The 14,238-nt window shown below is 71.3% G+C and carries 12 protein-coding genes; 7 read left to right on the top strand and 5 right to left on the bottom strand.

The features are described 5' to 3' along the window. The first annotated feature begins 61 nt into the window (after positions 1–61). Positions 62–820: a MerR family transcriptional regulator gene (locus EV279_RS01865; protein WP_133541244.1), complete on the top strand. Its 759-nt coding sequence runs from the start codon at positions 62–64 to the stop codon at positions 818–820. Positions 821–1,005: 185 nt separating this feature from the next. Here the strand turns inward: EV279_RS01865 and EV279_RS16770 are convergent, their stop codons facing one another. Next, positions 1,006–1,173 carry a hypothetical protein gene (locus tag EV279_RS16770; protein ID WP_165126072.1) on the bottom strand — a complete coding sequence of 56 codons (168 nt, stop codon included), beginning with the start codon at positions 1,171–1,173 and terminating at the stop codon, positions 1,006–1,008. A gap of 338 nt (positions 1,174–1,511) precedes the next feature. Between EV279_RS16770 and EV279_RS01860 the strand changes: the two genes are divergently transcribed. From EV279_RS01860 to EV279_RS01840, 5 genes are all read left to right on the top strand, one after another. After that, positions 1,512–2,474 (top strand): DNA topoisomerase IB, encoded by a 963-nt coding sequence (locus EV279_RS01860; protein ID WP_208109449.1) that lies wholly within the window; start codon positions 1,512–1,514, stop codon positions 2,472–2,474. Between the two features lie 52 nt (positions 2,475–2,526). Beyond that, positions 2,527–2,958, top strand: a complete 432-nt coding sequence (locus EV279_RS01855) for a CrcB family protein (protein ID WP_133541243.1) — start codon at positions 2,527–2,529, stop codon at positions 2,956–2,958. After that, positions 2,955–3,347, top strand: a complete 393-nt coding sequence (locus EV279_RS01850; RefSeq protein WP_133541242.1) for a CrcB family protein — start codon at positions 2,955–2,957, stop codon at positions 3,345–3,347. Before EV279_RS01855 ends, EV279_RS01850 begins: the two co-directional genes overlap by 4 nt. Before the next feature lie 153 nt (positions 3,348–3,500). Beyond that, complete coding sequence (locus EV279_RS01845) at positions 3,501–6,785, top strand: efflux RND transporter permease subunit (protein WP_133541241.1); 3,285 nt, start codon at positions 3,501–3,503, stop codon at positions 6,783–6,785. Between the two features lie 5 nt (positions 6,786–6,790). After that, positions 6,791–7,144, top strand: a complete 354-nt coding sequence (locus tag EV279_RS01840; RefSeq protein WP_133541240.1) for a hypothetical protein — start codon at positions 6,791–6,793, stop codon at positions 7,142–7,144. 600 nt (positions 7,145–7,744) lie between these two features. Here EV279_RS01840 and EV279_RS01835 read toward each other — a convergent pair. From EV279_RS01835 to EV279_RS01825, 3 genes are all read right to left on the bottom strand, one after another. Continuing rightward, positions 7,745–8,854, bottom strand: coding sequence for a DUF998 domain-containing protein (locus EV279_RS01835; RefSeq protein ID WP_133541239.1), 1,110 nt, complete (start codon positions 8,852–8,854; stop codon positions 7,745–7,747). Positions 8,855–8,920: 66 nt separating this feature from the next. Further along, entirely contained in the window at positions 8,921–9,850 is a 930-nt protein-coding gene (locus EV279_RS01830; RefSeq protein ID WP_133541238.1) for an aldose 1-epimerase family protein, read from the bottom strand. 1 nt (position 9,851) lies between these two features. Then, the gene (locus EV279_RS01825; RefSeq protein WP_166644418.1) at positions 9,852–10,469 is read right to left on the bottom strand and encodes an antibiotic biosynthesis monooxygenase; all 618 of its coding nucleotides are present in this window, start codon (positions 10,467–10,469) and stop codon (positions 9,852–9,854) included. 266 nt (positions 10,470–10,735) lie between these two features. On the opposite strand from EV279_RS01825, the gene EV279_RS01820 reads away from it, so the two are divergent. Next, positions 10,736–12,802, top strand: coding sequence for a DEAD/DEAH box helicase (locus EV279_RS01820; RefSeq protein ID WP_133541236.1), 2,067 nt, complete (start codon positions 10,736–10,738; stop codon positions 12,800–12,802). 129 nt (positions 12,803–12,931) lie between these two features. Here EV279_RS01820 and EV279_RS01815 read toward each other — a convergent pair whose 3' ends face one another. Next, positions 12,932–14,200: a nucleotide disphospho-sugar-binding domain-containing protein gene (locus EV279_RS01815; protein ID WP_133541235.1), complete on the bottom strand. Its 1,269-nt coding sequence runs from the start codon at positions 14,198–14,200 to the stop codon at positions 12,932–12,934. Positions 14,201–14,238 lie beyond the last annotated feature (38 nt).

The raw sequence follows: 14,238 nt of genomic DNA, 5'->3' as shown, positions 1-14,238 counted from the left end.
GCGCTTGACCTTGACGCTGCGTCAACCTCTACCGTCGTAGGAAGGAGAAGAGAGGAAGACCATGGAGTGGTCCATCCAGCAGATCGCCCGGCTGGCGGGGACGACCAGTCGCACGCTGCGTCACTACGACGACATCGGCCTCCTGCCGCCGTCGAGCATCGGCTCGAACGGCTATCGGCAGTACGACGAGGCTGCTCTCGTCCGGCTGCAGCGCATCCTGCTCCTGCGCGAGCTCGGCCTCGGCCTGCCGCAGGTCGCCGAAGTGCTCGCGCGGCCGACCTCCGAAGCGAGCGCGCTGGAGGGCCACCTCGCGTGGCTGCGCCAGGAGCAGGAGCGGCTCGTCCGGCAGATCGCGTCGGTCGAGAACACCATCGACGCCTTGAGAGGAGGTGAACGACTGATGGCAGAGAACATGTTCGACGGCTTCGACCACACGCAGTACCGGGACGAGGTCGAGGAGCGCTGGGGGAAGGACGCCTACGCGCGCTCCGACGCCTGGTGGCGCGGCATGACCGCCGCCGAGAAGGCGCAATGGGGGACCAGCACCGAGTCACTCGGCCGTGCGTGGATCGCCGCCGCCGAGTCGGGTGTCGCGCCCGACAGCGCTGAAGCCCAGGATCTCGCCCGCCGCCATGTGGAGTGGCTGACCGGCATCCCGGGCACCCCCGCCGGGACGCCCGGCGGAGACGTCAAGGGATACGTCATCGGCCTCGGTGAGATGTACGCGGCCGATCCGCGGTTCGGGAAGAACTACGGCGGCGCACACGGGGCTGAGTTCGTCCGCGACGCACTCCGCACCTACGCCGAGGCCAACCTCTAGACCGCCGGCGGAGACACGAAGAGCGGATGCCCGAAGCTCGGGCATCCGCTCTTCTGCGCGTCCTGCCTGAGCCGACGCGGGCCCCTGCGACGCCGGCCGGCTGGCGCCCCCCTGGGCCGCCGACCGGCGTCAGCATGGCAGTGGGCTCCGCGCGCCCGATGCGCGGAGCCCACCAGGGGGATGCCTTACACGCGGTTTCGTCCGCCGCTGATGAGTCGGAACAGGAAGACGATCAGGGCGATGATGCCCACGATGATCGCCACCCATAGCAGCCAGTTCAGGGCGGAGTTCAGTCCGCCGACGATCGCAAGGATGATCGCGATGACGATGATGATGATCAGGGCCAGGTTCATGAGGGGGGCTCCTTCTCCTGTGGGGGCCGCTCGGGTGAGCGGATGCCTGGGTTGGCATGGAAACAACCGTGGCATCGCCGAGCATCGGCAGGGAGGGCCTTGACGCCGCGGGAACGGCGGTGCTAGCCGCCCGGTTGAACCGCGTGTCCGCGGTGGCGGCTAGTGGTGGCGGTCGCCGCTGTCAATCCCCCCGTCACCGGCATGCCCGCGAAATAGCGTTCAGACGACGGACTCGGGAAGGGGGATCGCGCCATGCCTCGACCACACGGCTCGATCGGTTCCGGCACACGGGAAGCGGGGCTCATCGACATGCTCCGCAGCCGCTAGGGGCGGCCGCTGTGGCACGGCTGACCCGCGTGCGACCGGGCCAGGACCCGGGCATCCGCCGCGTGCGCGCGGGGTCGGGCTTCCGCTACGTCGCACCGGACGGATCCGCCGCGAGCGACGACGACCGTGAGCGCATCTCCGAGCTCGTCATCCCCCCGGCGTGGGAGGACGTGTGGATCTCGACGAATCCGTTCGGTCACATCCAGGCGGTGGGGACGGATGACGCGGGCAGGCGCCAGTACCTGTATCACCCCCGCTGGCGCGAACGGCGCGACAAGGGCAAGTACGCGCGGGCGCTCGAGCTCGCCCAGGCCCTGCCCTCCGCGCGCCGTCGCGTCACGACGGCGCTGCGCACGGAAGGTCTCACGCGTGAGAAGGTGCTGGCCGTCTCGTTCCGGCTCCTCGACGAAGGCGCGCCCCGCATCGGGTCGGCGAGGTACCTCGAGCGGCACGGCAGCCGCGGCCTCACGACGCTGCTGAGACGGGATGCCTCGGTCGAGGCGTCCGTCGTCACCCTGTCGTTCCCCGCCAAGAGCGGGCAGCGGGCGTACATCGAGATCGACGACGGCGAGCTCGCCCCGGCGATCGACGAGCTCCGCGTCGGAAAGCAGAGCGCGCATCTGCTGTGGTACCGGCGCGGCCGCCGACGGCTGACGCTGACCCCGAGCGAGGTCAACACCCACATCCGCACCCTGACGGGGGAGCGCTTCACCGCGAAGGACTTCCGCACCCTCCGCGGGACGATACTCGCCGCCGATGCCCTCGCCCGTATCGGGACGGTCGACACGGAGCGCGACCGCAAGCGCGCCGAGCTGCTCGCCGTGCGCGCGACGGCGGAGGCGCTCGGCAACACCCCCTCCGTGGCTCGCTCGAGCTACATCGATCCTCGGGTGTTCAAGCTGTACGAGCGCGGGCGGCTGCTCGACCTGGATGTCTCGCCCGAATCGGCGATCCGCAAGCTCCTCAGCCCCTGATCGCCCGGCGCGCGTACCCGGCGGGGCGCGATGTCGCTCGTACAGTGGCGCCATGGCCCGCACGCGCGCGTTCACGCCGGCCGCGTTCGTCGCGGTGGTGCTGGGCGGCGCGATCGGGGTCGCGCTGCGCACGCTCTTCGTCGTCCCACTCGGCGCCGTGGACGACGCCTTCGCGGTGCCGGCCGCCACGCTCGTCATCAACCTCGCGGGGTCGCTCCTCCTCGGCCTCGTCGTCGGGTGGATCGGGGACAGCCGCCCCCTCACCCGCGCCTTCTTCGGCACGGGGGTGCTCGGCGGCTTCACGACCTACAGCGCCTTCGCCGTCCACGTCGTCGAGCTCGGCGGTACGGCCCCCGTGCTCAGTCTCGCCCTCGCGGCCGTCTCCCTCTTCGGCGGGGTGCTCGCGGCGGGGATCGGGCTCCGGCTCGGGCACGGGATCGTCGGTGTGCGCGCGCGTATCGAGCCGCCGGAGGTGGCCGAATGACCGGGTGGATGCTGATCCTCGTCGTCGCCGGAGCGGGTGGCCTCGGCGCCGGCCTGCGCTACGCGGTGGACGCGCTCGTCATGCGCGGGCGGCGCGGCGCGTTCCCCGTCGGGATCCTCGTGGTGAACGTCACGGGCTCCTTCGGGCTGGGACTGCTCACGGGCCTCGCCGCGCTTGTCGACGCCTCGTGGGCGACCGCGATCGGCGTGGGCCTCCTCGGCGGATTCACGACCTTCAGCACCGTCTCCGTCGAGACCGTGCTGCTCGGGCGGCGAGGTCGCCGGGACTGGGCGTGGCTGAACCTCGTCGGGACCCTCGCCGCATCCGTCGCCGCCGCGGCGATCGGCGTCGGCCTGGGCCGGCTCCTGGCGGGCTGGATCGCCGGCTGAGCGCTCGCCGAAAGGAGACGATCCGCGGCGAGACCGCGTGTTTCACCGTGCGATACTGAGGCTCGATACATCCGCGTATCGGCCGCATCACTCGGCACCGGGTGGGGCGGAGCCGTGTTCCCGGCAGTCACCCAGCATCCAGCGAAGGCACCCGTGTCGAACCTCGCCGTCCTGAGCCTCAGAAATCGCGCCCTCATCGCGCTGATCACGATCGTCGCCGCCGTCTTCGGCGGGCTCGCGCTCGTGAATCTCAAGCAGGAGCTGATCCCCTCCATCGAGTTCCCCCAGCTCTCGATCGTCACGACGTACCCCGGCGCGTCTCCCGACGTCGTCAGCAACGACGTGTCGACGCCGATCGAGGCCGCGATCCAGGGCATTCCCGGCCTCGAGACCACCACCGCGACGAGCTCGACGAACGCCTCCATCATCCAGGCGTCGTTCACCTACGGCACCGATCTCGCCACCGCCGAGCAGAAGATCACGCAGGCGATCAACCGCATCAAGAGCGACCTTCCCCCCGACGTCGAGCCCAACGTGGTCTCGTTCTCGTTCGACGACCTCCCTGTCATCCAGCTCGCCGTCACGGGATACGACGACGAGGCGACGATCCAGGCGCAGCTCGAGGCATCCGTCATCCCCGATCTCGAAGACATCGACGGGGTGAGCTCCGCGCAGATCGTGGGCGGTCGCGGCGAGCGGGTCACCATCACCCCGGATGCCGCGGCCCTCGCCGCGGCCGGGTACACCCAGCAGGCGATCTCGGACGCCCTCGAGCAGAACGGCGTGCTCTTCCCCGGCGGCACGGTGACCGAGGGGGAGCAGACGCTGACGGTGCAGACCGGAGCCAAGCTGTCGTCGGCCGACGAGATCGCGGCGCTGCCGCTCGTCCCCTCGACGCCCGAGCAGGCGCGCGCCGGCGCCGTGACGATCGCGGATGTCGCGACCGTCGCGCAGGAGCAGGACCCCGTGACCTCGATCTCGCGCGTCAACGGCGAGCCCGCCCTCACGATCGCCGTCACGAAGCTGCCGGCGGCCAACACGGTCGAGGTCTCGGAGGCGGTCACCGCGGCGATCCCCGACCTGCAGGACGCCATCGGCGAGGAGGCCGAGTTCACGATCGTCTTCGATCAGGCGCCGTACATCCAGCAGTCGATCGACTCGCTCGCGCAGGAGGGGCTGCTCGGTCTCTTCTTCGCCGTGCTCGTCATCCTCGTCTTCCTGCTGTCGGTGCGCGCGACGCTCGTGACGGCGATCTCGATCCCGACGAGCGTGCTCATCACCTTCATCGGCATCCAGGCCTTCGGTTACTCGCTCAACATCCTGACGCTCGGCGCGCTGACGATCGCGATCGGACGCGTCGTGGACGACGCGATCGTCGTCATCGAGAACATCAAGCGCCACTATGTCGGCGACGCCGAGAAGCTGCCGTCGATCATCCGCGCCGTGCGGGAGGTCGCAGCGGCCATCACGGCCTCCACGATCACGACCGTCGCCGTCTTCCTTCCGATCGCCTTCGTCGGCGATGTCACGGGAGAGCTGTTCCGGCCGTTCGCGCTGACCGTCACGATCGCGATGTCCGCCTCGCTGCTGGTCGCGCTCACGATCGTGCCCGTGCTCGCCTATTGGTTCCTCAAGCCCGGCAAGCCGGTGCTCGACGCGGCCGGCCGCGAGGTCGACCCGGAGGCGCCCGACGCGCCGCCGACCCGCCTGCAGAAGGCCTATCTGCCGGTGCTGGGCTGGACGCTCCGGCATTCCTGGATCACCCTGGCCCTCGCCGTCGTGGTGCTCATCGGCACGATCGCGCTCGCACCGCTCATGAAGACCAACTTCCTCGGCGACTCGGGTCAGAACACCTTCACCGTGACGCAGGAGGTCGGGCCGGCCGCGAGCCTCGACGCCCAGGACGAGGCTGCGCGGAAGGTGGAGGACGCCATCCTCGGAGTCGAGGGCATCGAGACCGTGCAGACCTCGATCGGCTCGAGCGGCTCGGCGCTGCGCGACGCCTTCCGCGGGGCGAGCGGCGGCATCACCTACTCCGTGACGACCGACCCCGACGCCGATCAGGTGCAGGTGCGCGAAGACGTGCAGTCGGCGATCGCCGACCTCGACGACGTCGGCACGGTCGCGGTCGCGTCGGGCGGCGGCGGATTCGGCTCGAGCGACATCGAGATCGATGTCACCGCGCCCGACCAGACCACCCTGCAGGAGGCGACGGATGGCGTCGTCGAGGGCGTCCAGGAGGCCGAGGGCGTCGGCCAGGTCACGAGCAACCTCTCGGCATCCCTCCCCTACGTCGCCGTGACGGTCGACCGCGACGCCGCGGCGCAGCTCGGCCTCTCGGAGGTCGCCGTCGGAGCGCTCGTCTCCAACACGATGCAGCCGCGTTCGATCGGCACGGTCGAGATCGACGACACGGCGCTCACGGTCTATCTCGCGGTGCCGGAGCCGCCCACCACGATCGAGCAGCTGCAGCAGCTCCAGATCCCGAGCGCGACAGGACCGATCCCGCTCAGCCAGGTCGCGACGGTGGAGGAGTCGGAGGGGCCGACGTCCATCACGACGCAGCGCGGGCAGCGCACCGCGACGGTCACGGTGACCCCGTCGACCGACGACCTCAACGCGGCATCCGCCTCGATCAGCACGGCTCTGGGCGCGGTGGATCTGCCCACGGGCACCGAGGCCGAGATCGGCGGCGTCGTAACGCAGCAGCAGGACGCCTTCTCCCAGCTGGGCCTGGCCCTGCTGGCGGCGATCCTCATCGTCTACATCGTGATGGTCGCGACGTTCAAGTCGCTGCGGCAGCCGCTGCTGCTGCTCATCTCGGTGCCATTCGCGGCGACCGGGGCGATCCTGCTGCAGATCCTCACGGGGGTGCCGCTCGGCGTCGCATCGCTCATCGGCGTGCTCATGCTCATCGGCATCGTCGTGACGAACGCGATCGTGCTCGTCGACCTCGTGAACCAGTACCGCGAGAAGGGGCTGTCGTCGAACGACGCGACGATCGCCGGCGGCTCACGACGACTGCGGCCGATCCTCATGACGGCGCTCGCGACGATCTTCGCGCTGACCCCGATGGCGCTCGGCATCACGGGGCACGGCGGCTTCATCTCGCAGCCGCTGGCGATCGTCGTGATCGGAGGCCTGATCTCGTCGACCGTGCTGACACTGCTCGTGCTGCCGACCCTGTACAACCTCGTGGAAGGGGCGCGCGAACGCCGAGAGGCGCGGAGGACGGGCGGGACGGATGCCGCGCCGGGCCGGGGCGGGAAGGGCGAAGGCCCCTCGAGCCTGCCGTCGGCGACGGCGGCAGCGCAGCCGGTACCTGCGACCGTGCCCGCCGCACCTGGGCCGGCCGCGGAGCCGTCGAGTCTGCTCGCGTCAGGACTGACCCCGGCAGCACCCGTGCAGCAGACGCGGAGGCGGCGCCGCGAGCCGTGACCCGGGTGAGCCTGCTCCGACGCGCCGGCGCCGGCGCCTCGGCCCGCCCCCGGCGGCGGGTCGTCCCGCTCGAGGCGTTCCGCAGGGCCGTGCTGAAGGTCACGAGCCAGACGAAGATGAGGCCGAACCCGATGATCTCGAGCAGGGCGAGCGTGATGAGCCCCAGGACGAAGACCACGATCGCCGGCACCAGCACGACGGCGATCCCCGCCGAGATCCAGCGCACGCGCCGGGGCGTCCACGGGCTCGCGAGCATGATGACGAGGATGCCGAGGAACGACAGCATCGTCCCGGACGCCCCCCGCTCGTGCAGTGCGGTGTCGACATTGAGGGGCACGAGGCCGACGAGGGCGAGGTGACCGCCGAAGGAGACGATGAGGGCGACGAGGAGTCGCGCGACGTGCGTCCCCGCATGCACGGCCGCCTCCAGCCGGTGCAGGATCACGCCGAGTTCCTGCCGCACGCGGGCGGCGAAGACGACGAGCAGCCCGCCTGCCGACATGGCGCCGATGTTGAAGGCCGCTCCGGACAGGTCGCGATGCGTGCCCAGCTCGCTGAAGTGCAGCGTCCACCACTCGGAGTCGGTCGTCGTCGCGACGGCGATCGCCGTTCCCAGCACAAGGAGCACGACCGAGGTGATTGCGAGCTGCCGCGAATCGGCGCGGGAACCTCGGAAGAGGTCCGCGCTGACGAGGTAGGCCGGGGCCCATACCGGGCGCCGGGTAACGGCCTGGATGGTCGAAGACATCGGGTCACCACACACAAGTCAAGCCGACCGGCGTGCCGACAAGCTCCCCGGTCGGGCGGTCTGTCCAGGCGCTACGGGCGATACGCTCTCCTTTGGGCGAGAGCACGCCAACCCCAATACCGCATCACGCCCCTGGTGTCCACTGTATCGGAGCGCGTGGCGGAATCCCTGAGGGGTGATCCGAACCCACCCGTCGAGGACGAGGCATCCCTCACGCGGACGCCCGCAGTCCGGCGACGCCGAGGAACCGGATGAACACCGCGATCCAGGCGAAGACGAGCGAGAAGACGATGATCTCGAAAGCCGTGAGGCCGAAGTAGCCGACGACGAACAGCGCGACCGAGATCACCAGAGCCGCGAGGAATCCCCACGTCGTGACGAAGAAGGTGCGCGGCATCCCCCGCAGCACACGCGGCGCGGCGATGAGGAGGCCGAGGAAGACGACGGCCATGCCCGTCGCGGCGAGGTTGTGGATCACCAGGTTCACGTCGACGGGCACGATGCCCACGAACGCCAGCATGACGCCCATGACTACGAAGACCGCCGAGACGGTGCGGGGACTGTGCGGATTGGTGAGGATGCCTCGATCCACGAGGGCGCGCATGTCGTTGGCGACGTAGACGGCGAACGTCGTGACCAGGAGACCACCGGCGATGAGCGTGCCGTTGAAGATCCAGCTCGACACGGTGTCGAAGGTGCCGAGCTGGCTGAAGTGGTAGGTCCACCAGTCGGCCTCGGGCGCCGTGATGGTCGCGGTCAGCGCCCCGATGCCGATGAACGAGACGAGGAGCGTCGACATCCGCTGCGTCGTCATGCGGGACGCCGACACGTAGCCGAGGTGGGCGGCGAGGAAGAGGTTGACGGCCATCAGCACGGCAGCCCAGAACGGCTCCATCGTGAGCCCGATGAACCCCTGGCCGAGGACGTAGTAGAGCGCGATCGTCCCGAGGATCGCGAGGATCGTGTGGACGATCACGACCGAGACGGCATTGACCGCGAACCGCCAGGGGGCGAGCGTGAGTCGCCACTCCTGGCCAGGCGAATGCCGCGACCGCCAGTAGGCGGTGCCTGTCGAGGCCGCGGCGACCGCTCCGGCGGCGAGGGCGGAGATCTCGCCGAACGAGCCCACCCCCGACAGCGGGAGGTTCGGCCGCACGGCGCTGACGACCAGACCCAGCACCACACCGACGACGGCGGCGGCGAGTCCGGCGGTGAGGGCCTCGTTGATGACGCGGAGGCTGGGGGCGGGGGCGTTCGCCGCAGACGAGGACGGCGGGATCAGCGGATCCGTTCCCGGTGCGGAGGCGAGGTGCTCGGGCATGGCGCCAGTGTAAGCGGCGGGACCTGTCGGCGCTCTCACCCTCGGCGGGTGGTTCCGCCGCGGCGATCAGTCGTTCGGTCGGGCGTCGAAGTCGATGCCCCACTCCAGCTCCCACGACTCCCCGGGCGCGAGCCAGCGCAGGCCCCGACCGGAGTTCAGCGCGTCGGCCGGGGCCGTCATGGGCTCGACCGCCAGCGCGAGCTCGTGGCCCGGGTACCGGTCGGTGGTGAAGATCTGCACATAGTCGAAGCCCCGCCCCTGCCACAGGGTCACACGCCGGCCGTCCGGCGCCGTGAGCGTCGTGCGGACCCGACCGTCGGGGTCCGGGGACAGGTCGCCGAACGCGGTGTCGAGGTCCAGCTCGCCGACGCGACGGCCCGAGCGCAGGTCGGTCGCGGCATCCACGGGCTCCTGCGCGACCGGCACCTTCTGCTCGTCGGCGACGAAGCGCGTCGAGCCCGACGCGCGCAGCGTCAGGTCGGCCGTGTCGACGTCGCCGATGCAGAGGTAGGGGTGCGCTCCGAGAGCGACCGGTGCGTCGTCGCGGCCGAGGTTGGTGACGGCGTGCATCACGGCGAGCCCGGCGTCGTCGAGCACGTACGTGACGCTCGTGCCGAGGTGGAACGGATACCCGGTCTGCGGGACGACGGGATGGGCGAGCGTCACGGACGATGCGCTCTGCGCCGCCGCGGTGTACGACGCGAACCGCAGCAGGCCGTGCGACGCATTCCCGGTGGCGGGCTCGGTGATCGCCAGCTGACGGGTCTCACCGCGCTGCGTCCATCGGCCGCCGCGCACGCGGTTCGGCCACGGCACGAGCACCATCCCCGACCCGGCGGGCGCGGGGATGTCGAGGGGATAGCGCGGCACGAGGTCGACACCGTCGACGGCGAGGGCGCGGAGGGCCGCCCCCACCTGGACGATCTCGGCCGTGACGCGGCCGTCGGTCGAGGCAAGCACGTACTGCTCGCCGGTGGGGTAGTGGGTCTCGGTCATGTCAGCCTTTCTGGAGCCATGGACGCAGCGCCCGCGTGATCCACGGAAGCACGAGGTAGGTCATGACGGGGGTGAGCAGGACGGTCGCGAGCAGCACCCGGGCCCACAGCGGCCAGTCGGCGAAGCCCGGAAGGAATCCGAGGAGCCACGACGCGAGGAGGTTGGTCGGGAAGAAGCCGAGCCAGATCGTGACGGCCTGCTTCCAGCGCGGCGGCGCGGCGGGGATCGGCTGCTGGATGGGCCCGGTCGCAGGCGCCGTCGCCCGGTCGACGTGCCGCGTCTCGATGGACGTGGCCAGCGGCGCATCGAACCAGCCCTCGATACCGGTTCGACGCTCGACACGCACTTCGCTCGCGAACGGGCGCCCGGAGTCGAGCCACCACGAGCGCTGCGCGGAGTCCTCCCAGGCCTCGAGCGTGGCCATGTCGCGGAAGCGGTACAGCATGTACCAGAGGTCGGATCCCTCTCCGGCGCGCACCCAGCCCGAGCCGAGGAAGCCGGGGAAGCCCGTCGCGAGGTCGGTGCCCGCCTGCATCCAGCTCGTCGCCTCGATCGTGCGGTCGGGGTCGATCCGTCGCTCGATCGCGACGGTGATCGGGTGGGAGTCGAGCTCGGCCATGCCATCCATTCTCCCGCCCGCCGGGCATCCTCCCAGGCGAGTCGGGTAGCGTAGGGAGGTCGGCTCTGGACGCCGCGCTGTGCGCGCGGATGGGTTTGTGAGTCCAAGGGGCCGATGGTGGGAGCGAATCCGCTCCGACGACCATCACTGTGAATGGCCCCCGGCCGACGGTAGTCCGGGTTACTCCATGCCGCCGCGAGCGGCAGCGCCTGCGTGCGCGTCGAGGAGTGCTGTTCTCGTGCGAGAGAACCCAGAAGGACACACCCATGCCCAAGAACAAGAAGCCCGCCGGCGGACGACCCGCCAAGAACTTCGAGCCGCGCTACGGCGCCAAGACCAGCTTCCAGGACCGCAAGCGCCGGACCGACGGACCCTCGGCCGATCGCCCGGCGAAGCCCGGCAGCAAGAGCCCCGGCCACCGCGGCTACCGGCCCGAGTCGGCCGAGGCGCCCGCGAAGCGTCGCTGGACCGCGCAGGAGAAGGCCGGCCGCGAGCAGGCGCACGGGATCCGCAGCCAGGCGAGCGGCGCCTCCGGCCGTGGCCACGGCGACCGCCCCCGGTACGACCGCTACGACCGCGACGACCGCCCCGCCCGCTCGTTCGAGGAGCGCCCGCGCCGCGACTACGGCGACCGTCCGGTGCGGACGTTCGACGACCGTCCGCGCCGCGACCACGGCGACCGTCCGGCCCGCTCCTACGATGACCGCGGGCGCGCGGACCGCTCCCAGCGGCTCGACCGCGTCGATCGCGACGACCGCCGGACGTTCGGAGACGCCCGCCCCTCGTACCGATCGGACGACCGCCCGCGCCGCGCCTACGACGACCGCCCCTCGCGCTCGTACGACGACCGTCCCCGCCGGGACGACCGGCCCGCGCGCTCCTACGACGACCGTCCGCGCCGGGACGACCGGCCCGCGCGCTCGTACGACGATCGTCCGCGCCGGGACGACCGGCCCGCGCGCTCGTACGACGATCGTCCGCGCCGGGACGACCGACCCGCCCGCTCGTACGACGACCGCCCGCGCCGCAACGACGGCCCCGGCCGCTCGGACTGGAACGCCGCGCCCGTCCGCGACAAGGCGCACGAAGACCGCGTCGACGTCGTCCACGAGCGCCTGCAGGCAGAGGCCGTGCAGGCCGAGGACGTCGCCGGCACCTCGTTCGGCGATCTCGGGCTCGGCGACAACATCGTCCGCGTCCTCGCAGACCTCGGTGCCGCGTCGCCGTTCCCCATCCAGGCTTCGACGATCCCTGCGATCCTCGAGGGCAAGGACGTCCTCGCCCGCGGCCGCACCGGCTCGGGCAAGACGATCGCCTTCGGCGCGCCGCTCGTCGAGTCGATCCTGCGCTCCCAGGCCGGCCAGCGCCGCGAGTTCGGCCGCTCGCCGAAGGCCCTGATCCTGGCGCCGACCCGCGAGCTGGCGCTCCAGATCGACCGCACGATCCAGCCGATCGCGCGCTCGGTCGGCCTCTTCACGACGCAGATCTACGGCGGCGTGCCGCAGGCCCGCCAGGTCGGCGCGCTCAAGAAGGGCGTCGACATCATCATCGGCACGCCCGGCCGCATCGAGGATCTCGTCGAGCAGGGCAAGCTCGACCTCTCCGAGGTCCGCATCGCGGTGCTCGACGAGGCCGACCACATGTGCGAGCTCGGCTTCTTCGAGCCGGTGCAGCGCATCCTGCGGCTGACCGACGAGGGCTCGCAGAAGCTCCTCTTCTCGGCGACCCTCGACCGCGAGGTCGCCGGCCTCGTCGACGAGTTCCTCGTCGACCCGGCCGTCTACGAGGTCGCCGGCGAAGATCAGGACTCCGGAACGATCGACCACCGCGTGCTCGTGATCGACCATCGCGACAAGGCCGAGATCCTCGGCTCGCTCGTCGACCGCGACGGAAAGACGCTCGTCTTCGCCCGCACCCGCGCCTACGCCGAGATGCTCGCCGAGCAGTTCGACGACGCCGGCATCCACGCGGTGGCCCTCCACGGCGACCTCAACCAGGCCAAGCGCACGCGCAACCTGGAGCGCCTCACGTCGGGTCGGGTCAGCGTGCTGGTGGCCACGGATGTCGCGGCACGAGGCATCCACGTCGATGACATCGATCTCGTCATCCAGGCCGACGCGCCGGACGAGTACAAGACGTACCTGCACCGCTCGGGCCGCACCGGCCGCGCCGGCCGCTCGGGCACCGTCGTGACGCTCGTGACGCGCCAGCGTCGCCGCCGCATGACGGAGCTTCTCGACCGCGCCGAGATCGACGCCCCGTTCGAAGAGGTGCGCCTCGGCGACGACCTCATCGAAGAGCTCGCGGGCCGGCAGGTCGACCCCGTCGCCTGAGGGGCCTGATCCGCACCACCTCGCCTGCCACGCAAGGCGAGCGGAGGACATCGAGCGGGCGGAGGACGATTCCAGCCGGATCGTCCTCCGCCCGCTCGTCTTCCTCCGGCCGTGACGAGGGACGGATGCTCAGGCGAGAAGCCCCTCGAGCAGCGCGGCCGCGCGCGGGGCGCCGCCGAGCGACCGCAGCTCCTGCCCCACCCGCTCGGCCGCGGCGCGGAACGAGGCATCCGTCTCGATCCGCCCGACAGCCGCTCGGACGGCGGAGGCGGACGGGGTTCCGGTCCGGAGGTCGACGCCCGCGCCCGCCCACGCCACCCGCGCCGCGATCTCGGGCTTGTCGAGGTCGCCTCCCGCGACGGCGAGGGGGATTCCGTGCGAGAGCGCGGCGAGGGTTCCGCCCCAGCCTCCGTTGGTGACGACGATCTCGACGAGCGGCAGGAGCTCGCCGTACGGGAGGAATCCGGCGACGCGGGCGTTCGACGGCACCGGGAAGGGCAGGATGTCGCGGCCGCGCACGCCCGTCGCGACCACGACGACGAGGTCGTCCCGGTCGGCGAGCGCATCGAGCGCGGGAGCGATGAGATCGGCCGGGTCGACGTTCTGCGTCCCCTGCGTCACGTGCACGATCCGGCGACCACGGAGGTCGTCCCACCAGCCCGGGAGCTCGGCCGGCCCGTCCGTCGGCGGGAGGAGCCGACCGACGAACTCCACCGAGGGCGGGCGGTCCCGTCGCCGGTAGTCGAGCGAGGTCGAGCCGCTGGCCACCACGAGGCGTGGCGAGAAGACGATCCGATCCATCGTGAGCCGGGACGGTGGCAGCCCGGCGGCCGCGCGCGCGTCCGCCAGCGGCTTGCGGAGCGGGCGCGACAGGAGGGGGACGGCGGCCCGCAGCGCCGCGTCGCGGGTCTTCGTCAGCGGGTTCCGCCCCGGTGCGAGCCCCAACCCGCTCGGCGGCCCCTGCGTCCCCGGCATGTTCAGGGGCAGCACGGCGACGGTGGCCCACGCGAACCCGAGGCGCTCGGCCGCGAGCACAGATCCGATCGAGACCTCGTCGGCGGCTAGGACGTCCCACGGATCCCGCGTCCACTCCGCCTCGAGGTCTTCGACCTGCTGCGGCGCGGTGCCCATGAAGAGGTCGGCGACGTTGATCAGCAGCTGACCGAGACCCTTCTTGCCGACGAGGCGCGGGAAGGTCGCGGGCAGATCGTTCTCGTCGAAGTCGGGGGCCGCACGCCACGGCACGAGAGTCGCACCGGATGCCTCGACGCGCTCCCGGAACGCGGATCCGGTGTAGAACCGCACATCGTGCCCTCGGGCGCGCAGCGCGCTCGCGACGGCGAGGAGCGGCACGACGTGTCCGGTGAACGGCATCGCCGTGATCATGAAGCGCCCCATCGCGGCTCCCTCCGCCGCGATCAGTCTCGCGCTCCCGA

Source organism: Microbacterium sp. BK668 (assembly GCF_004362195.1).
Taxonomy (GTDB): Bacteria; Actinomycetota; Actinomycetes; order Actinomycetales; family Microbacteriaceae; genus Microbacterium.
This window is presented reverse-complemented; position numbering and strand designations above follow the sequence as displayed.

Excerpts from the sequence above, each read along its gene's own strand:
- EV279_RS01865 (WP_133541244.1), top strand. The coding sequence starts at position 62 with ATGGAGTGGTCCATCCAGCAGATCGCCCGGCTGGCGGGGACGACCAGT.
- EV279_RS16770 (WP_165126072.1), bottom strand. The coding sequence starts at position 1,173 with ATGAACCTGGCCCTGATCATCATCATCGTCATCGCGATCATCCTTGCG.
- EV279_RS01855 (WP_133541243.1), top strand. The coding sequence starts at position 2,527 with ATGGCCCGCACGCGCGCGTTCACGCCGGCCGCGTTCGTCGCGGTGGTG.
- EV279_RS01850 (WP_133541242.1), top strand. The coding sequence starts at position 2,955 with ATGACCGGGTGGATGCTGATCCTCGTCGTCGCCGGAGCGGGTGGCCTC.
- EV279_RS01835 (WP_133541239.1), bottom strand. The coding sequence starts at position 8,854 with ATGCCCGAGCACCTCGCCTCCGCACCGGGAACGGATCCGCTGATCCCG.
- EV279_RS01830 (WP_133541238.1), bottom strand. The coding sequence starts at position 9,850 with ATGACCGAGACCCACTACCCCACCGGCGAGCAGTACGTGCTTGCCTCG.
- EV279_RS01825 (WP_166644418.1), bottom strand. The coding sequence starts at position 10,469 with ATGGCCGAGCTCGACTCCCACCCGATCACCGTCGCGATCGAGCGACGG.
- EV279_RS01820 (WP_133541236.1), top strand. The coding sequence starts at position 10,736 with ATGCCCAAGAACAAGAAGCCCGCCGGCGGACGACCCGCCAAGAACTTC.
- EV279_RS01815 (WP_133541235.1), bottom strand. The coding sequence starts at position 14,200 with ATGGGGCGCTTCATGATCACGGCGATGCCGTTCACCGGACACGTCGTG.